This window comes from Arthrobacter sp. 131MFCol6.1 (genome assembly GCF_000374925.1).
Classification (GTDB): domain Bacteria; phylum Actinomycetota; class Actinomycetes; order Actinomycetales; family Micrococcaceae; genus Arthrobacter.
Genome location: NZ_KB895547.1, coordinates 106,435 through 130,465, shown reverse-complemented (window position 1 = coordinate 130,465; position 24,031 = coordinate 106,435). Strand labels below are relative to the sequence as shown.

Genomic DNA, 24,031 nt, shown 5'->3' with positions numbered 1-24,031 from the left:
GGAACCCTTGCCATGCCGGCGGCGGGGCGCCCGTCCGGCGGATCGGCCCGTCCGGAAGGCCCGGCCTCCTATGGCAGTCGCCTGCAGCATCCCCGCGCCGATGTCCCGCACGAGGTGAACCATTTGCCAGAGATGGCCGCTATGGGACCAGGCTTAGCGGCCATCTTCGTCAATTCGGGAACCCTTGCCATGCCGACGGCGGTGTGCGCCCGGCCGGCGCGGCTGCCCGCCCGGAAGGCCCGGCCCGGCCCGCCAGGAAGGGTTCCGGACGGTTCCTGCCTTCTGCCGGGGACCCGGTCCGGGCAGGGATGCGCAACCCTCCGGTTTCCCCTGTGGCGAACAAGCCACAAATCTGGAACCCGGCCACGTAGCATCAAAGTACGTCGTAGCTAGGAGTGTGGCGAAATGTTTGAGCGATTTACGGACCGTGCCCGTCGCGTAGTTGTGCTTGCCCAAGAAGAGGCACGCATGCTGAACCACAATTACATTGGTACCGAACACATCCTCTTGGGTCTGATCCATGAGGGTGAAGGTGTTGCCGCCAAAGCCCTTGAATCCTTGAGCATTTCGCTCGACGGTGTCCGCGAACAGGTCCAGGAGATCATCGGCCAGGGCCAGCAGGCGCCCTCCGGCCACATCCCCTTTACCCCGCGCGCCAAGAAGGTCCTGGAGCTCTCGCTGCGCGAGGCCCTGCAGCTGGGCCATAACTACATTGGTACCGAGCACATCCTCCTCGGCCTCATCCGGGAGGGCGAAGGCGTTGCCGCCCAGGTGCTCGTCAAGCTCGGCGCAGACCTGAACCGGGTCCGCTCGCAGGTCATCCAGCTGCTCTCGGGTTACCAGGGCAAGGAAGCCACGGGCGCCGGTGTCGGGCCCGGACAGGCCGAGGGGACCCCGGCCGGGTCCGTTGTCCTGGACCAGTTCGGCCGCAACCTGACCCAGGCGGCGCGCGAGAACAAACTGGACCCCGTGATCGGCCGTGAGCAGGAAATGGAACGCGTCATGCAGGTCCTTTCCCGCCGCACCAAGAACAACCCCGTGCTGATCGGTGAGCCCGGCGTCGGCAAGACCGCCGTCGTCGAGGGCCTGGCCCAGGCGATCGTCCGCGGGGATGTCCCGGAGACCATCAAGGACAAGCAGCTTTACACGCTGGACCTCGGGTCCCTCGTGGCCGGCTCCCGCTACCGCGGCGACTTCGAAGAGCGCCTGAAGAAGGTCCTCAAGGAGATCCGCACCCGCGGCGACATCATCCTGTTCATCGATGAGATCCACACCCTGGTGGGTGCCGGTGCCGCCGAAGGCGCCATCGATGCGGCCTCGATCCTGAAGCCCATGCTGGCCCGCGGCGAACTCCAGACCATCGGGGCCACCACGCTGGACGAATACCGTAAGCACATCGAGAAGGATGCCGCGCTGGAGCGCCGGTTCCAGCCGATCCAGGTCAAGGAACCCTCCGTTGCGCACGCGATCGAGATCCTCAAGGGCCTCCGCGACCGGTATGAGGCACACCACCGGGTCACCATCACCGACGGCGCCCTCGCCTCGGCGGCGAGCCTTTCCGAGCGCTACATCTCGGACCGCTTCCTGCCGGACAAGGCAATCGACCTGATCGACGAGGCCGGTGCGCGGTTGCGCATCCGCCGCATGACTGCTCCGCCGGAGCTCAAGATCATGGACGAGAAGATCGCCGCCATGAAGCTGGAGAAGGAATCCGCGATCGATGCGCAGGACTTCGAAGGTGCCGCGTCGCTGCGCGACAAGGAGCAAAAGCTCATTGCCGAGCGCGCCGAGAAGGAACGCCAGTGGAAGACCGGCGGCATGGACGACATCTCCGAAGTTGATGAGGACCTCATCGCCGAGGTGCTGGCGAACTCCACCGGCATCCCGGTCTTCAAGCTGACCGAGGAAGAGTCCTCGCGCCTGCTGAAGATGGAAGACGAACTGCACAAGCGCGTGGTCGGCCAGAACGAGGCCATCAAGGCCCTGTCCCAGGCGATCCGGCGCACCCGTGCGGGCCTCAAAGACCCCAAGCGTCCGGGCGGTTCGTTCATCTTCGCCGGCCCCACCGGCGTCGGCAAGACCGAACTGGCCAAGGCCCTCGCCGAGTTCCTGTTCGGCGAGGAAGACGCGCTGATCACCCTGGACATGTCCGAGTACTCGGAGAAGCACACGGTGTCGCGGCTCTTCGGTGCCCCTCCGGGCTACGTGGGCTACGAGGAAGGCGGCCAGCTGACCGAGAAGGTTCGCCGTCGTCCGTTCTCCGTGGTCCTGTTCGACGAAGTGGAGAAGGCGCACGCCGATCTCTTCAACTCGCTGCTGCAGATCCTGGAAGACGGCCGCCTGACCGACTCCCAGGGCCGCGTGGTGGACTTCAAGAACACCGTGATCATCATGACCACGAACCTCGGCACCCGGGACATCTCGAAGAGCGTTGCCACCGGCTTCCAGTCCGGCACGGACACGCAGACCGGCTACAACCGGATGCGGGCCCGGGTCACGGAGGAGCTCAAGCAGCACTTCCGCCCCGAGTTCCTGAACCGTGTTGACGATGTTGTGGTCTTCCCGCAGCTGACCCAGGACGAGATCATCGAGATCGTGGACATGTTCGTCGCCCGCCTGGAGAAGCGCCTCAAGGACAAGGACATGGGCATCGAGCTCACGTCCGCGGCCAAGGTGCTCCTGGCAACCCGCGGCTACGACCCCGCCATGGGTGCCCGGCCGCTGCGCCGCACCATCCAGCGCGAGATCGAGGACCAGCTCTCCGAGAAGATCCTCTTCGGCGAACTGCACTCCGGCGACATCGTGGTGGTGGATGTGGAAGGCGAAGGCGACGACGCGAAGTTCACCTTCGCCGGCAACGCCAAGCCGCGCATCCCGGAGATCGCTCCGAGCGTCTAAGCACCAAAAGCCACGGCCCCGCTGCCCCGAAAGGGACAGTGGGGTCGTGGCTTTTTGCGCTGCCGTGCACCATTTGCCGGAGATGGCCGCTATGGGACCAGGCTTAGCGGCCATCTTCGGCGAATGGTGCACGGGCGGAAGCGATCCGATCCATCCCGCACGGTTCGGAAGCCTGATCTGAAAGCAGTGTTTCACTCTTAGTGAACGTTTTGTGATCGATGCCACATACGGTGTTGAATCGGTGCATGGCTGCTAAGGACTCAGAGACCCTGAGCGAACAACCCGAGACCCCCTTCCACGATCTGGACCACTACCTCGCGATCCCCAGAGTGAGCGGTTTGACGCTGAGCCCGGACGGCGCCCGGCTGGTGACCACCGTGGCAACGCTCGGCGCGAAGGGTACCGAATACTGCACCGCGCTGTGGGAGGTGGATCCGGGCGGGGTCAAACAGGCCCGCCGGATCACGCGCAGCGCCAAGGGGGAGGCGGGTGCGGTGTTTGCCGCCAGCGGCGACCTGTACTTCACCTCGGCCCGTCCCGATCCGGAGAGCCCCGAGGCCGACCCCGTCAACGCCCTCTGGATTCTCCCGTCCGACGGCGGCGAAGCCCGGGTGGCGTTGTCCCGTTCCGGCGGAATCGGCGTGATCCACGCCGCCAGGGACGCCGACACTGTGGTGGTCGCGGCCTCTGTGCTGGCCGGCTCCACGGACGAGGACAACGACGAGGAACGCCGCAAGGCGCGCAAGGACAACAAAGTCGCGGCCATCCTGCACAGCGGCTACCCCGTCCGTTACTGGGACGCGGACCTGGGCCCGGCGCAGCCGCGGCTGTTCGCCGTCGAACCCGGAGACCCGTTGGAGGCTGGAAAGCCGACCACCGTCGACGCCGCGGCGCCCCTCAAGCTCCGCAACCTCACGCCCGACGCCGGCTCCCGGCTCAGGGATGCCGAATCGGTGCTCAGCCCGGACGGCAGAACCATTTACAGCAGCTTCGCGAAGCCCCTCGCGAATGCCGATTCGCGCTCCGTGCTGGTCGCCATCGACGTCGCCACAGGCACCCGGACGTTGTTGCTGGACACGGAAGGCCTGAGCTACTTCCCGGGCCCGGTGAGTCCGGACGGCCGCAGCCTGGTGGTGGTCAGTGAAAGCGACACCACGCCGCTGGCGGCCCCGCAGGTCAGGCTGCACCTCCTCGACGTCGCCGGCCCGGCGGCGGGGGACGGCGCCCTGACGCCGCTCGCCCATGACTGGGATCGCTGGGCCCGCCCCGCCGCGTGGCTGCCGGACGGATCGGCCCTGCTGGTCACCGCCGACGAGGACGGCGCATCGCCGGTGTTCCGGATCGGTGTGGCCGGAGACCCGGGCGGGGCCGGCCAGGTGCTGCGCCTGACGGCCGACGCCGCGGCGTACACCGACGTCGTCGTCGCACCGGACGGACGCAGCGCCTACGCTCTGCGCAGCTCCTACGAATTCCCTGCGGAACCTGTACGGATCGACCTCGCCACCGGCGGCGTCGTCCGCCTGCCCGCGCCCGCGGAGCGCCCCCGCTTCAAGGGCACGCTGGAGCGCGTCGAGACGACGGCGGCCGACGGCGCCCGTGTGCCCGCGTACCTGGCCCTGCCCGAGGGCGCGTCCGCAGCGGACCCGGCTCCGCTGCTGCTGTGGATCCACGGCGGCCCGCTGGGGTCCTGGAACGCCTGGACCTGGCGCTGGAACCCGTGGCTGCTGGTGGCCCGGGGCTACGCGGTGCTCCTCCCGGACCCTGCCCTGTCCACCGGCTACGGCCAGGACCACATCCAGCGCGGCTGGGGGGAATGGGGCAAGGCTCCGTTCACCGACCTGATGGCCATCACCGACGCCGTCGTGCAGCGCCCCGACATCGACGAGACGCGCACGGCCGCCATGGGCGGCTCCTTCGGCGGGTACATGGCCAACTGGGTGGCCGGGCAAACGGACCGCTTCAAGGCAATCGTCACGCACGCCAGCCTCTGGGCACTGGACCAGTTCGGCCCCACCACCGACGCCGCGCAGTACTGGCTCAAGGAGATGACGGCAGAGATGGCGCTGGAGAACTCCCCGCATCTGCACGTGGAGAACATCCGCACTCCCATGCTGGTCATCCATGGCGACAAGGACTACCGTGTGCCGATCGGCGAGGGGCTCCGGCTCTGGTACGAACTGCTCGCCAAGTCGCAACTGGCGGCGGACGAGAACGGCGAAACGGACCACCGTTTCCTGTACTTCCCGGACGAGAACCACTGGATCCTGCAGCCGCAGCACGCGAAGGTCTGGTACGGCGTCGTGGAGCACTTCCTGGCCAGGAACCTGCTGGACAAGGACGTTCCAGTGCCCGACGAACTCGGTCTCTGACGCCCCGGGGCCTGTGCCGGCAGGAGGCCGGCCGGGCCCGGGGCACCCGTAAGATTGGGCTGTGACTGAGACCGTGACTGAGACCGCGACTGAGACGATCCGCATCCGCCCCGCCCGCACAGACGACGTTGGCGCCATCAAGACACTCGTGGCGCCGCTGGCCGACCAGCGGATCCTCATGGCCAAGGAAACCGTGGCCTACTACGAAAGCCTGCAGGAGTTCCGGATCGCCGAATCCGGAGACGGCGAGGTGATCGGCTGCGGGGCGCTGCACGTCATGTGGGAGGACCTCGCCGAGGTCCGCACCCTCGCGGCCTCGGACGCCTGGCGCGGCAAAGGCGTGGGCCATGCGCTGGTGGAGCGTCTGCTGGAGGATGCCCGCGCGCTGGGAGTCTCCCGGGTCTTCTGCCTGACGTTCGAGGTGGAGTTCTTCAAGAAGCACGGCTTTGAGGTCATGGCCAACCAGAGCACCGTCGACCCCGTGGTGTATTCCGAGCTCCTGCGCTCGCATGACGAAGGCGTGGCCGAGTTCCTGGACCTGGCGCGGGTCAAACCGAACACGCTGGGCAACACCAGGATGATCAAGGAGCTGTAGCGGCCGCCGGGTTGCGGCTGCCCGGGCTGCCGGGTTGCGGCTGCCCCGGGCGGCGCCTGGCTGCCCCGGGCGGCGCCGGCGCCCGGGGCAGGAAATCGACGTCCACGCAGGGCTTCCCTTCAATAAATTTGGTGGATAAACTGATGCCGGCCCAGGGGGTGGGCCGCCATACTTTCGGAGGCAAAAAATTGCACAAAGACGTGATTTTTCCCGATCTCTCCGCTATCCACAGGCCGATCGCCAGCGCACCGGCAGGGCCGCCGGACCAGCCGCTGGAAGCGCTGCCGCCCGAACCCGCCACCCGCTCCTCACCCGGCACCGGCGCTCCCGTGACGGGACAAACCGCCGGCCCGGTATCTGCCGCGTTAGTACCGCCGGCCACGTCCCGCACCCGCAAGGGCCGGCTCGCCGCGCCGCCGTTCTCATGGCTGGGCGTCGACGCCTGGCCGCATTCTCCGGCGTGGGCCGACCAACAAGCCTGAAGCGCCGGAGTCCGGAACGCGCGGCCGACCCCGCCGCCCCGGGATTCGCAGCCCGCCAGGGGGTGCGGGCGGAGGAATCGGGAGCCTACCGCCGGCCGTGCCCCGGTAGTAGGGTCTAAGCAAGCAGCCAGGACACCATCCAGGGAGCACCGCCATGAAGAAACTCATCAATGATCCCAAAGCCGTGGTCGACGAGTCAGTGGAAGGGTTCGGGCTTGCTCACGCCGACCTCGTGACCGTCTTTCCGGACCCGAAATACATCGTGCGCAAGGACGCCCCCGTGGCAGGGAAAGTCGGGCTCGTCTCCGGCGGCGGCAGCGGACACGAGCCGCTGCACGGCGGGTACGTGGGCATGGGCATGCTCGACGCCGCCGTCCCGGGTGCCGTGTTCACCTCGCCCACCCCGGACCAGATCCTGCCGGCCACGCTGGCGGTAAGCTCCGGCGCCGGCGTCGTGCACATCGTGAAGAACTACACCGGTGACGTCCTGAATTTCGAAACCGCCGCCGAACTCGCGCAGGCCGAAGGCGTCGAGATCCGCACCGTGCTCGTCAACGACGACGTCGCCGTGCAGGATTCGCTGTACACGGCCGGGCGCCGGGGCGTCGGCGGCACCGTCCTGGTCGAGAAAATCGCCGGCGCGGCCGCCGAGCGGGGTGACAACCTGGACGCCGTCGCCGCGATCGGTGACCGCGTCAACCAGAACGTGCGCAGCATGGGCGTGGCGTTGTCTGCCTGCACGGTCCCGCATGCCGGGGTGCCCAGTTTCGAGCTCGAGGAAAACGAGATCGAGATCGGCATCGGCATCCACGGCGAGCCGGGACGGCACCGCATCCCGATGGAAAACGCCGACGGCATCACCGACCGCCTCCTGGACCCGGTGGTCAGCGACCTCGGCCTCGCTTCCGGGGACCAGGTGCTCCTGTTCGTCAACGGCATGGGCGGCACCCCGCAAAGCGAGCTGTACATCGTCTACCGCCGGGCCGCGCAGAAACTGGCCGAGCAGGGCGTCACCGTGGCCCGCTCCCTCGTGGGCAACTTCATCACGTCCCTCGAAATGCAGGGCTGCTCCATCACTGTCCTGCGCCTCGATGACGAGATGACAACACTCTGGGACGCTCCCGTGCACACTCCGGCCCTTCGCTGGGGCGTCTGACCGTGGGCTTGGACGTCGGCTGGGCGGTGCGGTGGCTGACGCTTTCGGCGCAGGCCATGGCGGAGCACCGGGTGGAACTGATCGAGCTGGACCGGCCGATCGGGGACTCGGACCACGGCGAGAACATGGACCGCGGCTTCAAGGCCGTGATGGACAAGCTTGCCGAGGCGCCGCCGGAAACCCCGGCCGCGGCCCTGAAACTGACCGCCATGACGCTGATGTCCAAGGTCGGCGGGGCGGCCGGTCCGCTGTACGGCACGGCGTTCCTGCGGGCCGCCACGGCGCTGGGTGAGGCCTCCGACGTCGACGCCGCCACTCTCGCTGCCGCCCTGCAGGCCGCCCGCGACGGGATCGTGGCCCGCGGCAAGGCCGAATCCGGGGACAAGACCATGGTGGACGCGTGGACGCCCGCGATTGAGGCGGCCGCCGCTGCGGCCGGCGACGGCGACGGTGATGTCAGGAAGGTGCTGCTTGCCGCGGCGGAGGCCGCCGAGGCCGGCGCCGTGTCCACGGATCCGATGCTCGCCCGCAAGGGACGTGCCAGCTACCTGGGGGAGCGCAGCATCGGCCACCGCGACCCCGGAGCGGTCTCCAGCGCGCTGATTCTGCGCGCCGCGGCCGGAGCGGCCGAATGACAGTCCGGCTGGTGGTCGTCTCGCACAGCTCCAAGATCGCGGACGGCGCCGCCGAGCTCGCCGCGCAGATGGCTCCCGACGTCCTGATCTTGCCCGCCGGCGGCACCGACGACGGCCGCATCGGCACGAGCCTGGACAAGGTCATGGCGGCCCTGGAGAAGGCTGCCGGTGACGGCGTGGTGGTGCTCGCGGACCTCGGCTCCGCGGTGATGACGGCCGAGTCCGCTGTGGAGTTTGCAGCCGACCCGGGCTCGGTGCTGATTGCTGATGCGCCCCTCGTCGAAGGACTCGTCGCGGCCGCGGTGGCTGCGCAGGCAGGGGCCGAAGCGGCGGCGGTGAAGGACGCGGCCGAGGCCGTCTACCGGCCCCCGGCCCATCCCGCGGAGGCCGGGCATGTGCACCAGCAGCCGCCGGACGCCACCGGGGACTTTGAGCTCGTCAACCAGGCCGGCATGCATGCCCGGCCGGCAGCGAAGATCGCCGGCGGCCTGTCCGGCATGGACGCCGAGGTGACCGTGAACGGCGCCGATGGCGCCTCCATGACCGAGCTCATGATGCTTGCCGCCGGCAAGGGAACCGTCCTGCACGTGGAGGCCAGCGGCCCGGACGCCGCCAAGGCGGTCGGCTACCTGGAACGCCTGGTTGGCTCGGGGTTTGGAGAACCGTAGACGCTAGGGTGCCCGGCGGAGGCCGGCCGCGTCGAGCACGACGCTGGCGGTGATGAAGGTTCCGCACTGCTCACCAAACGGGTGCGCCGCCCGGGGCGTGAACGCCGCGGTCCGGGCCGGCAGCGGGTTCCCGGCGGTGTCCGTGCCCGTGGCCGTCACCTCGATCCGGCTGGCGCTCAGCGTCTCCATCATCAGCATGCCGGTCAGGGTGCCGTCGGGCGAAGAAGTGGCCGAGCAGACGCCGTCGCCGCCGTAGGGGCCCGGCTCACAGCCTTGGTCCACGGCCGTGCTTCCGGGAACCAGGTCGAGGTCAGCCTCCTTGCAGCGGCCGTCCTGGCAGGCGGCCAGGTGGATGGCCCGCACTGTCGGGGCGTACTCCCGGTCCACTGTGAGCGACACAACGGGCGCCTGGGCGATCGCCGGGCAGGCGGCCTCGGGCCGGCACGAGGCGGCCAGGACTGCGGTGAGGACCAGCACGGCCGCGGCCGCCAGCTTGCGCATGCTCCAGCGTAGATCCTCAGCCCGGGAGCCGGAAGCCGCCCTGGTGCAGTTCGGCCAGGCCGTCGCCCAGCAGGCCGGCCAGCGCCCGTTCCAGCTGCTCGGGGGCCGCGTTGAGCCGGTGCAGGGCCGCGAGCGGGATGCCGACGCCTTGCGGTTCGAAGCCCAGGTCCGCGGGGGCCTGGTGGAACAGGACCGGCGCCACGGGCTCCTCGGCGGCCCGCAGGACGGCCATCACGGCGCCGCGCACCTGCCGGTCCGTGCCGTGCCAGGCCTGTCCCTTGGGCGTGTACGTTGGCGCCGGCTCGCCGGCCGCCAGCCAGGCGCAGGACTCCCGGACAGGGCACTGGCCGCACTTGGGGGCCCGTGCAGTGCAGACCAGGGCGCCGAGTTCCATGACTGCGGCGTTCCAGCGCACCGAGGCGCCGGGGCGGTCCGGGAGCAGAGACGCCGCCAGCCGCATTTCGGCGGCGGTCAGGGCCTGAGCCGGCAGGGCCGAGCCGCTGACCAGCCGCGCGTGGACCCGGCGGATGTTGGTGTCCACCACGGTTTCGCGGCGTCCGTAGGCGAACGCGGCGACGGCCGCGGCAGTGTAGCTGCCCACGCCGGGCAGATCCAGGAGTTCGGCGTAGGTGCCGGGGACGGCCCCGCCGTGGCTGTCCCTGATGGCGACGGCGGCAGCGTGCAGGCGCAGGGCGCGCCGCGGATACCCGAGCCGGCCCCAGGACCGGACGGCCTCCCCGGCGGGTTCGCCGGCCAGATCGGCCGGTTCGGGCCAGCGGCGCAGCCACTCCTCCCAGACTGGCAGGACCCGGACCACCGGCGTCTGCTGGAGCATCACCTCGCTGACCAGCACACCCCAGGGCGTGCACTCCGCGGCCCGCCACGGCAGTTCCCTGGCGTTGGACGCGAACCAGTCATCCAGGGCCGCATGCAGGGCAGGGAGATTGGCGGCGCGGGCGGGCGCCCCGGCGGGCAGGGGTGCCCGCGGTGCCGCGGCGGATACTGGGGGCGTTGGGGTTAGAGTTTCGATCCATTCAGCGTAATAGATCGGGGTAACGGATCGGGACGGCGTCAGGTCCCGCGGCGTGGTCGGGCGCCATAGCCCGCGCGGTTCTCTAGGCTAGAAGCATGGTCAGGCAAGGCACTTCAGGTACGGGCGGTTCGCGGCCGAAAGCTTCGGCCCCACGACAATCCGGACGCAAATCCGGACGGCCCCCGCTCCGCCGGGTCTACCGCCGCCGCCGGCTGTTTGCGGGTGTGGTCCTGCTGCTCGTCATCGCCGTGGCCTTCGGCGGCTTTGTGGCGGTCTCCAATGCCATGGGCGGCGGCCAGCCTTCCGGCGCCCAGCCGTCCGGGGCCGGAGCTGCACCGGCGGCCAGCCCGGCTGCCTCTGCGTCGGGGAGTCCCACGGCGTCCGGGGAGGCGTCGGCCTCACCCACGGCCACATCGGGCGAGGGCTGCGAGCAGAATCTGATCACCGTTACTGCTGCCACCGACAAACCGGCTTATGCCGCCGGTGAGAAGCCGCTGCTGAGCCTCACGGTGACCAACAACAACAAGATGCCGTGCGAGGTCAACCTCGGAACGTCGCAGATGGAGTACATGATCACCAGCGGCTCGGACCGGATCTTCTCTTCCAGGGACTGCCAGGCGGAGAGCGCGGACCTGATGAAGACCATTGCTCCGGGCAAGAGCGAAACGGCGAACTTCCCGTGGCAGCGCAACCGCACGGTGCAGGGCTGCGAGCCCGTCGAGGCGACGCCCGGTGCCGGCGGCGCCTATTACGTCTTCACTGCCCGGCTGGCGAACAAGAACAGCCCCAAGGCCGTGTTCCAGCTCAGCTGACCCGGGAACCCCCGTCGAATGCTCCGTAGGTGCCGTTTTGGGCGCTCAAAAGGGCACCTGGGCCCACGCCGGCAGGGTTCCCTGGCCGAGCTTGCGAGGCGAGGGGGCCGGTGGGGAGCAATCGACGGGTTTTTGAGGGGTTGGACGGGGTTTTTGGAGCGGGTCAGAGGAAGCGGTCCAGCAGGCTGGCCTCGGCCATGCGGCTCAGGCCTTCCCTGACGGTCCTGGCGCGCTGGTCACCGATCCCGTCAACGGTCATGAGGTCATCGATCGTTGCCGCCATCAGGAACTGCAGGCCGCCAAAGTGGTCGACGAGCCGGTCGGCGACGGCCTTCGGCACGGCCTTGAGTCCGGAGAGCAGACGGTAGCCGCGCGGCTGCACGACGGCGTCGAGGTTGGCCTCGCCGCCGGCGAAGCCGACGATCCCGGCGATCTTGCCCAGGTCGATCAACTCGGTTGGGCCCAAGCTGACGAGGGCCTTGACGGCTTTGTCGATGTCCTCCGCTGTTGCGGCCGGCCCGGAGTAGTCGCGGATGATGACGTCGCTGCCCGGGCCGCGGCCGACGGTGAGCTCGTCCAGCTGCAGCGAGAGCAGGCGGCCGTCCTCGCCCAGTTCCAGGACGTACTGGGAGATTTCCTCGGAGATCCTGCGCACCATTTCCTGGCGCTGCAGGGTGACGGCGACGTCACGGACCGTGACCATGGCCTCGATTTCCAGGGCGGAGAGCGAGCTGGTGACCTGGTCCAGGCGCGAGCGGTAGCGTTCCAGGGTTGCCAGGGCCTGGTTGGCGCGGGCCAGGACCTTCTCGGAGCCCTCCAGGACGTGGCGCAGCCCATGCACGTACAGCGCGATGATCTGCATTGACTGGCTGACCGAAATGACCGGGACGCCCGTCTGGATTGCCACGCGTTCCGCGGTCCGGTGCCTGGTGCCCGATTCCTGCGTTTCGATGCTCGAGTCTGGGACGAGCTGGACCGCCGCGCGCAGGATGTTGCTGGCATCCTTGTCGCAGACGATGGCGCCGTCCATCTTCGCCAGTTCCCGCAGCCGGGTGGGGGAGAAGTCGATGCCGATCTCGAAGCCGCCCGAACAGATGGACTCGATGGTCCTGTCGATGCCAAGCACGATCAGCGCGCCGGTCCGGCCGCGGAGGATGCGTTCCAGGCCGTCGCGGAGGGCTGTGCCCGGTGCCACCCTGGCCAGGGTCGCCTTGAGCGCATCTTCAGGGCTCCGAGCCATAGATTTCCCTTCAAAGGTGCAGGGACGAGCCTGCAAGTGCGCCGGATTCCAGGGTCTCCCGGCAGGATCAAAGTACTCAGTTCCCCGCTCTCCCCATGATAGGGGTAAAGCGTGGCCACTTCCGCACAGGCAAGCCTTAAAGTGGTCCATTATGGCGTGCCGCCGCGGGCCTCCGGAAGGGCTGTCCCGGGTGCCGCCCGGGACGGCATTTTGGCGCCGGGAGGCCGCCGCCTCGTGCGCCGGCCTCCGGCAGCTTCGTGCGCGGTCCGGCCGCCGCTTCGTCCGCGGTCCGCGGCCTGCGATAAACTTGGATCCTTGGGTGTACCGCGGGCTCTCCGCGCCGTGACCCGTCCACTGCCGCAGCGAAAGTAGCATCGTGTCTCAAGAAGTCCTCAGCCCCGCCCGAGTCCAGGAGATTCACAAGCAGGCTGCCCGGCGCCGGACTTTCGCGGTCATTTCGCACCCCGACGCCGGCAAATCCACGCTGACGGAGGCCCTGGCGCTGCACGCAAAGGTGATCGGCACGGCCGGCGCCTCCAGCGGAAAGGCCAACCGCAAGGAGACGGTCTCGGACTGGATGCAGATGGAAAAGGACCGCGGCATCTCCATCAGCTCCGCCGCTCTGCAGTTCGCCTACCGGGACACCGTCATCAACCTCCTGGACACCCCGGGCCACGCCGACTTCTCCGAGGACACCTACCGCGTGCTCGCAGCCGTTGACTGTGCCGTCATGCTGGTCGACGCCGCGAAGGGCCTGGAAACCCAGACCATGAAGCTCTTCGAGGTCTGCAAGCAGCGCAACCTGCCCATCATCACTGTCATCAACAAGTGGGACCGGCCCGGCCTGGACGCCCTGGCCCTGATGGACGAGATCACCGAGCGAACCGGCCTGCAGCCGATGCCGCTGACCTGGGCCGTTGGCATCTCCGGCGACTTCCGCGGCGTCTGGGACCTGCGCAATGACCGCTTCGCGCAGTTCAAGCGCAACAACGCCGGCGCCAACATCGCGCTCACCGAGTACTTCACGCCCGACGAGGCCGCCGCCAGCCAGGGCGACGACTGGTCCAACGCCGTGGACGAGGCCGGGCTGGTCATCGAATCCAACCTGGCGTTCGACGTCGAGGCCTTCCACGCCGGCAAGGCGACGCCGATCCTCTTCAGCTCGGCCGCGCTGAACTTCGGCGTCAAGGAAATCCTCGACGCCCTCGTCGACTTCGCCCCGCCCGCTGCCCCGCGGCCCGACGTCGACGGCGACCCCCGCCCCGTGGATGCCCCGTTCGCCGGATTCGTCTTCAAGGTCCAGGCCGGGATGAACAAGGCCCACCGCGACCACGTTGCCTTCATCCGCGTGTGCTCCGGCATGTTCGAGCGCGGGATGGTGGTCACCCAGACCCGGACGGGGAAGTCCTTCGCCACCAAGTACGCCCAGCAGGTCTTCGGCCGCGAACGCGAGGTGATCGACGAGGCCTTCCCGGGCGACGTGGTGGGCCTCGTGAACGCCTCCTCCCTCCGGGTGGGGGACAGCCTGTTCCTGGACCAGCCCGTGGAATTCCCGGCGATCCCGCTGTTCGCCCCGGAGCACTTCCAGGTGGCGCGCTCCAAGGACCCGAGCCGGTTCAAGCAGTTCCGCCGCGGCATCGAACAACTCGAGCACGAGGGCGTCATCCAGGTGCTCCGCTCCGACATCCGCGGCGACCAGGCGCCCGTGCTTGCCGCCGTCGGCCCCATGCAGTTCGAGGTGGTCGAAGACCGCATGGCGCACGACTTCAGCGCCCCGATGCGGCTGGAACGGCTCCCGTACTCCATGGCCCGGATCTCGACCGCCGACGCCATGCCGGCGCTGGCCAACGTCCCCGGCGCCGAAGTCCTGTTGCGCTCCGACGGGGAATACCTGGCCCTGTTCAACGACGTCTGGGCCCTGCGCCGGATCGAAAAGAACCACCCCGACCTCACCCTGGTGCCGATCGGGACCCACAACCCCGCAAAGTAGCGCAAGGCGGCGGAGCGAAAGACTCCTGGGAAGTCTTCCGTAATCCTGTTTCCGCGTTATGATAAGTAAGCTTGCTTACGATGCGGGTGCCGGGGTTTGTTTCCCCCCGGCTTTGGACTGATCCGCCCGATTCCAGCGGCGGCCCCATTAGAGGGACCACGTAGACCTTTGACAACCATGGACTCCGGCTTCCTGCTCAGCGGACGCTACCGGATCGAAGAACTCATTGGCCGGGGCAGCCAATCGAGCGTATACCGTGCCACGGACGAAGCCCTGGGACGCGAAGTGGCTGTCAAACTCTTCCGCGACGGCACTGTGGACGAAGAACGGACCCGCCGGCAAAGCGATGAAGTGCGGATCCTGGCAGGGATGGCCCACCACGCCCTCGTGACACTGTTCGACGCCGGGACAGACCTGAGCGATCCGACCCGCCGGCTCAGCTACCTGGTGATGGAACTCGTCCGCGGCCCGGACCTCCGCCGCCGCTCGGCCGAGGGCCCGCTGTCAGCAGCCCACATGGCGCTGATCGGACACGATCTCGCCGACGGTCTTGCGCATATCCACCACCACGGCATCATCCACCGGGACGTCAAGCCGGCCAACATCCTGCTCGTGGACTACAGCGTCGAGGACCGGCGCGCTCGCGCCAAGCTCAGCGACTTCGGCGTGGCCATCACCATCCGCGAAGGCCACCACGGCGACCCCGATGACAGCTCCGGCACCCCGGCCTACCTCAGCCCCGAACAAGCCGCCGGCGAACCGGCCGGCCCCGCCAGCGACGTCTATTCGCTGGGGCTGGTCCTGCTGGAAGGCCTGACCGGGAAAATGGCATACCCCGGCGCGCCGGTACAGTCCGCCCTGGCCCGGCTGCTCCACGACCCGGACATCCCCGAAGACATCGCGCCCCTGTGGGCGGCCCTGCTGACCTCCATGCTGGACAGGGATCCTGCGGCCCGCCCGCCGGCCCGGGAAGTGTCACTGGCCCTGCGGCAGGAAGTCATCAACGGCACGGGACGCCGCCGCCGGGACCCGGCCGCGCTGTTGACCGACGAAGAAGGGCGCATGCGGGCGGTCGAGCGGTACCGGATCCTGGACACTCCCGCGGACGGCGCGTTCGACCGGATCGCGGCGCTGGCCGCACGCATGTTCTCGGTGCCGGTGGCGATTGTCAGCGTTGTGGACCATGACCGCATCTGGTTCAAGTCCCACCACGGCACCGACGTCACGGAAATCGGCCGGGACCCCGGATTGTGCGCCTCCGCCGTCCTGCAGGGCGATGCCTGGATTGTCCGGGACGCCATCAACGATCCCCGGACGCTCTCCAACCCGCTCGTGGCAGGCGAGTTCGGCCTGCAGTTCTATGCGGGGGTGCCGCTGCGCACTCCGGACGGCTACAACCTGGGCACCTTCTGCATCCTGGACCGTGAGCCCCGCGAGTTCAGCGATGAGGATACTGCTGCGCTGGAGGACCTGGCGGCGCTCGTGATGCACGACCTGGAGCTGCGGCTCCACAGCCGGCGGCCCCTCGCCGGGTAACCTGCGGTCCTCCTGACGGGCTGGCCTACCGCCGGCCGGCGTGCAGGGCCAGTTCGAGTTCGAAGCGCGCCGTTGGATCCTCGAGGGCGTCGCCGAAGAGCTCGCGCAACTGGGCTGCCCGGTAGCCCACGGTCTGCGGGTGGATCCCGAGTTCGGCGGCCACAGGCGCCCGCTGGCCCCAGTGGCGCAGCCAGGAGAGCAGGGTTTCGGCGAGCCGGTCGCGCTGGGCGGGCCGGAGCCCTTCCAGCGGCGCGAGCCGGCGGTTGGCGAGCTCGGTGATCGCCGAGGGTTCCGCGCCGAGAATCACCTGCGCCAGGTGCTCGTCGGCCCAGATCGGGGGATCGTCCGGCCCCTCCCGCGGAGGCAGCGCCGCGGCCGCCAGCACGGCCAGCCGCAGCGAGTCCGGAACTCTCTCCCAGCCCCCGGCCGGTCCCACGGAAGCGCCGCGCCCCTTCAGGGCACGGTCCAGGTCGTCCCGGGCGGAGCGCGACACCCGCGCCGGCACCAGGGCCACAACGTCGGTCTCGCGCTCAATCACAAGGGTGCCCGGACCCAGGCGCAACCGCAGCCCGGCCGCCCGGTCCAGCGGCAGCGTCACCACCGCCATGCGCTGGGGCAGGGACCAGTCCGCCATCGCCGCCGTCTGGCGCAGGGCCGCCTCATCGGCCTGGCCGAGCAGGAGCAGGTCCAGCAGTTCGGTGCGCCGCCGGTCCACCGCTCCGGCCCGTTCGGACTGTTCAAAGGCATAGGCCTCGGCGCTGACCGCCGACAGCTCATCGATGTACGCGAGGATCGATTCGCCAAGATCCACCACGACGCCCTGGCCCAGATGGTGTTCCACTGAGACTTTGGACATCTCCCGGAAGGTCACGCGGGCGCCCATCCGGTAGGCGCTCAGGAGCGCGTCCATGCTCCGCCCCTGCCGGAACTCGCCGCTGCCCAACCCGGCCACCAGCTCCCGGCTTTCCTCGGACAACGCCGGCAGCCTGGTCCCGGGCAACTGCAGGAACCGGTCCAGCGCCGCGGCCACACCCCGTCGCAGCCCCCTGCCGAAGCGCCCCTCAATCGGCCTGGCGTACGCCGGGACGAGCTGCGGGACGGCCTCGATGATGGCCTCGACAATGCCGGGCATCCGCGGACGCAGCATGTCGCTGACCTCCCGCGGCAGGGCCAGCCAGGGAGGATCGTAGGCGGGGACGGGGCCGGCAGGCTCCCGAGCAGGGGATACGTTCATGGACAGTCCGATGAGTTGTTGCGGCGGGATAGTTTTCTCGAGTCGATCGTATGCCTTGAGTGAAGAAGTATGGCGCAATCTGACATAAGCTTGATGAATGATCCGGCTCCGTAAGCTGGCGCGCGCCGCATCTCTACTGACCACCCCATTAGCTCCAGAAGACATTCTGTCGCTTTTCAATCCTGTGTTTTCCGCCCGCCAATTGCGCGGCGTGGTCACCAGGGTGGTTCCAGAAACGGCCGATTCCGCCACCATTTTCTTCCGTCCCGGCCGCGGCTGGCAAGCACACCTTGCCGGCCAGTGGGCCCGTATTGGCGTCGAGCTCGACGGTGTCCGCCACTGGCGGTCCTACTCGCTCAGCGCCCCCGCCGGACAGGACCCGGCAATCACCGTGACCGACATGGGCGCCGTCTCCGGGGCCCTAGTACGCGGCACCAAGCCCGGCGACGTCCTGTTCCTGGCGCCCCCGCAGGGCGACTTTGTCCTTCCCGAGCATCCGCGTCCGCTGCTCATGCTCACGGCCGGCAGCGGGATCACCCCGGTGATGTCGATGATCCGCACGCTCGTTCCGCACCGCCCGGATTCCGACGTCGTCCTGATCCACACCGCCCGCACCGCCGCGGACACCATCTTCCGTGAAGAACTCGCCGAGCTCGCCGACCAGTTCCCCAACCTGCGCGTCACGCACTGGTTCACCGCGGAGAGCGGACGGCTGGACTTCACCTCGGCCGCCGACCTGGACCGGCTCTGCCCGGACTGGCGCCAGCGCGCCGCCTACGCGTGCGGCCCGGAAGGCTTCCTCAACGACGCCGAGGCACTGTGGGAGGCCGAAGCGGAGGACGCACAGCAGGCCGCGGCCAGCTCTGGCACCCTGACCATCGAACGCTTCAGCGCCAGCCTCGCCGGCGGCGCCGGGCACGACGGCGGACTGGTCACGTTCGAGGCCTCCGACCGTGAAGTCGAGGCCGACGGCGACACCCCGCTGCTCGATGTCGGCGAGGACGCCGGCGTCCTGATGCCCAGCGGCTGCCGCATGGGCATCTGCCACAGCTGCCTCATCCCGCTGCGGGCCGGTCATGTCCGTGACCTTCGCACCAACGAAGTGCACGGCGAGCCCGGCCAACTAATCCAGACGTGCGTGTCGGCAGCCGCCGGCCCCGTTAACCTCGACCTCTGAGGAGTATCACCGCATGACGATTGTTTCCAACAAACCGGACCTTTCCGACGCCGACACCAGCGGTTCAGCCGACACAGCAAAGGTCGTCACGGTCGCGAAGACGCGGCCCGGCGCCCTCGCCGAGACCGGCAGCCCGTTGCTGCGTCCGCCCGCGGCCGCCCACCTCTCCGACGAGCAAGTGGCGGAGCTGGGTCGCGAACTCGACGCCATCAAGGATGACATCCTCGCCAAGCGCGGATCCGCCGACGCCGCCTACATCCGCCGCATGATCAAGATCCAGCGCGGCCTGGAGCTCTCCGGCCGTGCCCTGCTCCTGGTCAGCAAGAAGAAACCGGCCTGGATCGCCGGCACCGCGCTGCTGAGCTTCGCCAAGATCCTGGAAAACATGGAACTCGGGCACAACATCCTGCACGGGCAGTGGGACTGGATGCGGGACCCGGACATCCACTCCACCACGTGGGAATGGGACTTCGTCACCCCCGCGCGCTCCTGGCAGCACACCCACAACGACCTCCACCACCGCTGGACAAATGTGGTCGGCAAGGACAACGACATCGGATACAACCTGCTGCGGATGGATCCGGACCAGGAATGGAAGCCGTTCAACCTGGGCAATCCGCTGTACAACGCGCTGCTGGCACCCGTCTTCGAGTGGGGCATCGCGATCTACGACCTCGAACTGGTGGACTACAAGGAGGGCCGGAAGTCCAAGGAAGCCCTGACCAAGGACCTGAAAGCCCTCGGCCGCAAGGCCCTGAAGCAGTTCACCAAGGACTACGCCGCCACCCCCGCCGTCGCAATGCTGACCGGTTCCGGCAAGCAGGCCCTCTACGGCACGCTGACCGCCAACGCCGTCCGCAACGTGTGGGCACACGCAGTGATCTTCTGCGGCCACTTCCCCGAAGGCACAGACACCTTCACCGAGGAAATGGTGGAGGGCGAGACCCGCGGCGACTGGTACGTGCGGCAGATGATTGGCTCGGCCAACATCTCCGGCTCCAAGTTCATGCACCTCATGACCGGCAACCTTTCGCACCAGATTGAGCACCACCTGTTCCCGGACCTGCCCTCAAACCGCTACGCGGAGGTCCAGCCGAAGGTGCAGGAGATCTGCAAGCGCTACGGACTGCCGTACACCACGGGTCCGCTGCTGAAGCAGGTCGGCTCCACGTGGGCCAAGATCTTCAAGCTGGCCCTGCCTCCCAAGAAGGCCTAGCAAACCCAGGCCGGCTCAGCCGGAGCGGAATCATGAGAGGGGCGTCTGCCATCGCGGCAGGCGTCCCTCTTCGTCGTGCCGGGGCCGGGGCCGGGTCAGGATTTGCCCGCCACCCCGAGGACGTGGGCCAGCCGCGGGTTGCCGGGAAGGACCGAAAAACCGAAGCGTTCGATGCCCTGCACGCTCAGGCCGGCCCCGGCGATCATGGCGGCGGTGTCACGGTTCGGGTGGCATCCGCCTGCCAGCCGGGCCCACAGCGGTGTGAGCAGGTCTTCGGCTGCCCCGAGCAGGCGGTGCGCGGAGCGGACGTGCTCGTAGAACAGCAGCAGGCCGCCGGGGCGCAGGACCCGGACCACCTCCGCCAGGGCCACGGACGGGTCCGCCACGTTGCACAGCACCAAACTGGAAACGACGACGTCGGCCGAGGCATCCGCCGCCGGCAGCGCTTCCGCCACGCCTTCCCTCACCGTGACGGGCACCGGCGCCTTGCCGGCGGCGGCGAGGGCCAGCGCACGGAGCGTGGGGTCCGGTTCGAGGGCCAGCACGCTGGACACCGTGGAAGGGTAGAAGGGGAAGGTGGCCCCGTAGCCCGCCCCGATTTCGATGACGAAGCCGTGCGCCGGCGCCACGAGCCGGCGGCGGTGCTCGGCTGCGCCGCGGGCGTCCATCCGCGGACCTACCCGGGCGTACGATCTCCCGAAGGATGACTCGCGGCGGGTGGTTTCCGGCATGGGGGCCTCCACCAGGTCAGCTGACCGCGGCCGGGTTGAGCTTGAGCCTGCGCAGCAGCTGGGCGTTCAGGGCAACCACAATGGTCGACGCCGACATCATCACGGCGCCCGCGGCGGGGGAGAGGACGATCCCCGCGAAGGCGAGGACACCGGCCGCCAGCGGCACGGAGATGATGTTGTAGCCGGTGGCCCACACGAGGTTTTGCCACATCTTCCGGTAGCTCGCCCTGGACAGATCGAGCATTGACAGCACGGCCCGCGGATCGTTGCCGGCCAGGACCACTCCGGCGGATTCCACGGCCACATCCGTGCCGCCGCCAATCGCGATCCCCACCTCTGCCCGTGCCAGCGCGGGGGAGTCGTTGACGCCGTCGCCAACCATGGCCACCTTCAGCCCACGGCCTTGGAGCTCCGCCACCTTCTTGTCCTTGTCGGCGGGGAGGACCTCGGCGAACACTTCGTCGATGCCGAGTTCGGCGGCGACGGCGTGCGCCACCTGACGGGCGTCCCCGGTGACCATGGCCACCTTGATGCCGCGTGCCTGCAGGGCCCGGACGGCCTGGCGGGACTCGGGCCGCACAGCGTCCTCGAGGCTGACGGCACCCAGGACCGTGCCGCCGTCCACAACGTGGAGCACCGCCGCGCCGCGCTCCAGCCAGGCGCCGGTGGTGGCGGCCAAATCCCGCGGCTCCTGCAAACCTAGCTCCCGGAGCAGGGCCGGGCCGCCCACCTGGACCGTGCGGCCATCGACCGTGGCCCGGACTCCGCGGCCGGTCAGGGACGTGAACCCGTCCGCCGTCGGAAGCTCCAGTCCCCGTTCCCGGGCTGCGGCGACGATTGAGCGGGCCAGGGGATGCTCGCTGTCAGCCTCCACAGCGGCCGCGAGTGCCAGCACCGTATTCTGCGCAGAGTCTTGGCCGGTTGGTGTGGCAGAGTTTGTGCCGGCGGCCGCGCCGGCGGCCGCGGCGGCGGCGACCTCCTTGAGCTCCGGCTCGCCCCTGGTCAGGGTTCCGGTCTTGTCGAACAGCACGACGTCGACTGTCCGCATGCGTTCCAGCGCCATCCGGTTCTTGATCAGGACGCCCGCCCGGGCGGCCCGCTCGGTGGAGATGGCGATGACGAGCGGGATGGCAAGGCCGAGGGCATGGGGGCAGGCGATCACCAGGACCGTCACGGTGCGCGTGACCGCGTCGCTTACGCTGCCCATCAGGGTCCAGAAGATGAACGTCAGGACGCCGGTGCCGGCCGCGAAGTAGAAGAGGAACGCCGCGGCCCGGTCGGCCAGGGCCTGGGCCCGGGAGGAGGACGCCTGCGCCTCGGCCACGAGGCGCCGGATCCCGGCGAGGGCCGTGTCCTCGCCGATGGCTGACACCCGGACCCGCACGGAGTTGTCCGTGGCGATGGTGCCGGCCACCACGGGATCGCCCGGGGCCCGCAGGACGGTTTTTGATTCGCCCGTGATCATGGATTCGTCGAATTCGGCCTGGCCGCCGCTGACGGTGCCGTCGGCCGGCATCCGGCCGCCGGGACGGACCAGGATGGTGTCCCCGGTGCGGAGCTCGGAGAGGCTGACAGTCTCCGTGCCGGCGGCCGTGACGCGTTCCGCTTCGTCGGGCAGCAGCGCCGCCAGGGCATCCAGGGCCCCCTGGGCCGAGCCGAGGGCGCGCATCTCGATCCAGTGGCCCAGCAGCATGATGGGGACCAGCAGCGCCAGCTCCCACCAGAAGTCGAGATCGACACCGCCGATGCCGAGGCTGGTCGCCCAGGAGGCGATGAAGGCGACGCTGATAGCCATGGCGATCAGCAGCATCATCCCCGGCGTACGCGTTTTCAGCTCATTGAGCCCGCCCTTGAGGAACGGGCGGCCGCCGTAAAGGTAGATCGCCGTGCCGAACACCGGCGGGATCCACGCTGAGCCGGGAAAGGCGGGAGGCTCGTAGCCCAGGAGCTCCGCGAACATGGGGCTGAAGAAGACCACCGGCACGGCCAGGGCCAGTGTCAGCCAGAACCTGTTCCTGAACATTGCGACGCTGTGCCCGGCATGCTGGCCGTGGCTGTGCACCGTGTGCTCGTCCGCGGAGGGGCCCACGGCATGACTGCCGTGCGGCGTCCCGCCCGGACTGTGGTTCTCGATTCCCCGGTCCACGCCGGGGCTGCTGTGCCGGTGTTCCATGGTGCGTGCTCCTGACGGATGCTCAGTCATCTGCGGCTACGCTCAACATACCCCCGGGGGGTATCCTTGGCAAGGGGGCATTTTCAGGATTCGGCGGACCTCGATAACTCGCGTCATCCCGAGGCCCCAGCCCCCAGGCCTCTGTGGCCTCCGCGGCGTCAGCTGATCAGCAGTCCCAGGGCCTCGGCCAGGTGGCCAACCTCGCGGACGGAGAAGCCCGCCGGAACCGGTCCGTGCCCGTTGGGGCTGGCCGGCACCACGGCATGGGTGAAGCCGAGCCGGTGCGCCTCCTGGATCCGCTGGTTGATGCCGGGCACCGGGCGGACTTCGCCCGCCAGGCCCACCTCGCCGAAGGCGATGAGGCGCTGGGGGAGCGGCTTCCTGGCCTTGGCCGACGCCACCGCCAGGGCCACGGCGAGGTCCGTGGCGGGTTCGCTGAGCTTGACCCCGCCGACCGTTGCCACGTAGGAGTCGTCCTTGTTCAGCAGGCAGCCGGCGCGCTGCTGCAGGACGGCCAGGAGCATCGCCACGCGCGAGCTGTCCAGTCCGCTGGTGGCGCGGCGGGGCTGGGAGCTGGCGCTCTCGGCGAGCAGCGCCTGGACCTCGGCCAGCAGCGGCCGGCGGCCCTCCAGCGTGACCGTGATGCAGGTTCCCGAGACGGGCTCCTTGGTCCGGGAGACGAACAGTCCGCTGGGATCGGCGAGGCCCTCGATTCCGTCTTCGTTCAGATCGAAGCAGCCGACGTCGTCGGTGGGCCCGTAGCGGTTTTTGACCGCGCGCAGCAGCCGCAGCCGCGAGTGCCGTTCGCCTTCGAACTGGCAGACGACGTCCACGAGGTGTTCCAGCAGCCGGGGCCCGGCGATGGAGCCGTCCTTGGTCACGTGCCCGACCAGCAGTGTGGTCATGTTCCGGCGCTTGGCCGCCGCGATCAGGGACGCCGCCACCTCGCGCACCTGGGACACCCCGCCGGCGCTGCCCTCGACGTCGGCGCTGCTGAGGGTCTGCACGGAGTCCACCACCAGCAGCCGCGGCTCCAGCTTCTCCACCTGCCCCAGGGCCTGCCCCAGGTCCGTTTCGGCGGACAGGTACAGGGATTCGGCCACGGCGTCGATCCGGTCTGCGCGGAGTTTGACCTGGGCCGCGGATTCCTCGCCGGTGATGTAGAGGACGTCCTGGGCCGTCCGGGCGAACTTGGCCGCAACGTCCAGCAGCAGCGTGGACTTGCCCACCCCGGGCTCGCCCGCCAGCAGGATCACGGCGCCGGGCACCAGCCCGCCGCCGAGCACGCGGTCGAGTTCATCCACGCCGGTGGGCAGGAAAGCGGCGGTAGTGGCGTCGACGTCGGCGATCCGGCGGGCCGGTTCCAGGACCGTGGCGGCCGCCGTCGTCCGGGCGACGGCGGTGCCGGTCTCCTCCACGCTGCCCCACGCCTGGCACTCGCCGCAGCGGCCCACCCACTTGGCCGTCGTCCAGCCGCATTCGGCGCATTTATAGCCGGGCGCCTTCGGCCCCCGGGAAGTCTTCGTAGCCATTGGTCCACACTATCGGGGGCCAGCGACAATGGACCGCGTCGGCGGGCCAGTGC

At 69.1% G+C, this 24,031-nt stretch carries 19 protein-coding genes; 12 read left to right on the top strand and 7 right to left on the bottom strand.

Annotation, left to right across the window (positions count from 1 at the left end):
• The first annotated feature begins 405 nt into the window (after positions 1-405).
• The 7 genes from C566_RS0113720 (at position 406) to dhaM (ending at position 8,803) form a co-directional block, all read left to right on the top strand.
• The gene (locus tag C566_RS0113720; protein WP_026266691.1) at positions 406-2,898 is read left to right on the top strand and encodes an ATP-dependent Clp protease ATP-binding subunit; all 2,493 of its coding nucleotides are present in this window, start codon (positions 406-408) and stop codon (positions 2,896-2,898) included.
• Positions 2,899-3,143: 245 nt separating this feature from the next.
• A complete protein-coding gene (locus tag C566_RS0113715) occupies positions 3,144-5,267 on the top strand; it encodes a S9 family peptidase (protein ID WP_018774920.1) in 2,124 nt (707 codons plus the stop codon).
• Positions 5,268-5,328: 61 nt separating this feature from the next.
• A complete protein-coding gene (locus tag C566_RS0113710; protein WP_018774919.1) occupies positions 5,329-5,862 on the top strand; it encodes an amino-acid N-acetyltransferase in 534 nt (177 codons plus the stop codon).
• A 200-nt stretch (positions 5,863-6,062) separates the two neighbouring features.
• Positions 6,063-6,344, top strand: coding sequence for a hypothetical protein (locus C566_RS0113705; protein ID WP_155846878.1), 282 nt, complete (start codon positions 6,063-6,065; stop codon positions 6,342-6,344).
• A gap of 154 nt (positions 6,345-6,498) precedes the next feature.
• The gene (gene dhaK, locus C566_RS0113700) at positions 6,499-7,500 is read left to right on the top strand and encodes a dihydroxyacetone kinase subunit DhaK (protein ID WP_018774917.1); all 1,002 of its coding nucleotides are present in this window, start codon (positions 6,499-6,501) and stop codon (positions 7,498-7,500) included.
• Positions 7,501-7,502: 2 nt separating this feature from the next.
• Positions 7,503-8,135 (top strand): dihydroxyacetone kinase subunit DhaL, encoded by a 633-nt coding sequence (gene dhaL / locus C566_RS0113695; RefSeq protein ID WP_026266688.1) that lies wholly within the window; start codon positions 7,503-7,505, stop codon positions 8,133-8,135.
• Positions 8,132-8,803, top strand: coding sequence for a dihydroxyacetone kinase phosphoryl donor subunit DhaM (dhaM, locus tag C566_RS0113690; RefSeq protein WP_018774915.1), 672 nt, complete (start codon positions 8,132-8,134; stop codon positions 8,801-8,803). The genes dhaL and dhaM overlap by 4 nt, the downstream gene beginning before the upstream one ends.
• A 3-nt stretch (positions 8,804-8,806) precedes the next feature.
• Here dhaM and C566_RS0113685 read toward each other — a convergent pair whose 3' ends face one another.
• A complete protein-coding gene (locus tag C566_RS0113685; protein WP_018774914.1) occupies positions 8,807-9,304 on the bottom strand; it encodes a hypothetical protein in 498 nt (165 codons plus the stop codon).
• 16 nt (positions 9,305-9,320) lie between these two features.
• A complete protein-coding gene (locus tag C566_RS0113680; protein WP_018774913.1) occupies positions 9,321-10,157 on the bottom strand; it encodes an iron-sulfur cluster assembly protein HesB in 837 nt (278 codons plus the stop codon).
• A gap of 275 nt (positions 10,158-10,432) precedes the next feature.
• On the opposite strand from C566_RS0113680, the gene C566_RS0113675 reads away from it, so the two are divergent.
• On the top strand, positions 10,433-11,149 hold the full coding sequence (locus C566_RS0113675; protein ID WP_026266686.1) for a hypothetical protein: 717 nt from the start codon (positions 10,433-10,435) through the stop codon (positions 11,147-11,149).
• 163 nt (positions 11,150-11,312) lie between these two features.
• Here the strand turns inward: C566_RS0113675 and disA are convergent, their stop codons facing one another.
• Entirely contained in the window at positions 11,313-12,389 is a 1,077-nt protein-coding gene (gene disA, locus C566_RS0113670) for a DNA integrity scanning diadenylate cyclase DisA (RefSeq protein WP_018774911.1), read from the bottom strand.
• A 376-nt stretch (positions 12,390-12,765) separates the two neighbouring features.
• Here disA and C566_RS0113665 point away from each other — a divergent pair, with 376 nt between their 5' ends.
• On the top strand, positions 12,766-14,379 hold the full coding sequence (locus C566_RS0113665; RefSeq protein ID WP_018774910.1) for a peptide chain release factor 3: 1,614 nt from the start codon (positions 12,766-12,768) through the stop codon (positions 14,377-14,379).
• Between the two features lie 177 nt (positions 14,380-14,556).
• A complete protein-coding gene (locus tag C566_RS0113660) occupies positions 14,557-15,915 on the top strand; it encodes a protein kinase domain-containing protein (RefSeq protein WP_018774909.1) in 1,359 nt (452 codons plus the stop codon).
• A 25-nt stretch (positions 15,916-15,940) separates the two neighbouring features.
• Here the strand turns inward: C566_RS0113660 and C566_RS0113655 are convergent, their stop codons facing one another.
• The gene (locus C566_RS0113655; protein ID WP_018774908.1) at positions 15,941-17,149 is read right to left on the bottom strand and encodes a PucR family transcriptional regulator; all 1,209 of its coding nucleotides are present in this window, start codon (positions 17,147-17,149) and stop codon (positions 15,941-15,943) included.
• Positions 17,150-17,246: 97 nt separating this feature from the next.
• Here C566_RS0113655 and C566_RS0113650 point away from each other — a divergent pair, with 97 nt between their 5' ends.
• On the top strand, positions 17,247-18,326 hold the full coding sequence (locus C566_RS0113650; protein WP_026266685.1) for a ferredoxin reductase: 1,080 nt from the start codon (positions 17,247-17,249) through the stop codon (positions 18,324-18,326).
• Positions 18,327-18,339: 13 nt separating this feature from the next.
• On the top strand, positions 18,340-19,542 hold the full coding sequence (locus C566_RS0113645) for a fatty acid desaturase family protein (RefSeq protein ID WP_018774906.1): 1,203 nt from the start codon (positions 18,340-18,342) through the stop codon (positions 19,540-19,542).
• Between the two features lie 95 nt (positions 19,543-19,637).
• On the opposite strand, the gene C566_RS0113640 is transcribed toward C566_RS0113645, so the two are convergent.
• The 3 genes from C566_RS0113640 to radA all read right to left on the bottom strand — a co-directional run bounded on the left by C566_RS0113640 (position 19,638) and on the right by radA (position 23,978).
• On the bottom strand, positions 19,638-20,273 hold the full coding sequence (locus tag C566_RS0113640; protein WP_018774905.1) for a class I SAM-dependent methyltransferase: 636 nt from the start codon (positions 20,271-20,273) through the stop codon (positions 19,638-19,640).
• Positions 20,274-20,289: 16 nt separating this feature from the next.
• A complete protein-coding gene (locus C566_RS0113635; RefSeq protein ID WP_018774904.1) occupies positions 20,290-22,446 on the bottom strand; it encodes a copper-translocating P-type ATPase in 2,157 nt (718 codons plus the stop codon).
• A 158-nt stretch (positions 22,447-22,604) separates the two neighbouring features.
• Positions 22,605-23,978 carry a DNA repair protein RadA gene (gene radA / locus C566_RS0113630; RefSeq protein ID WP_026266683.1) on the bottom strand — a complete coding sequence of 458 codons (1,374 nt, stop codon included), beginning with the start codon at positions 23,976-23,978 and terminating at the stop codon, positions 22,605-22,607.
• Between the last annotated feature and the right edge of the window lie 53 nt (positions 23,979-24,031).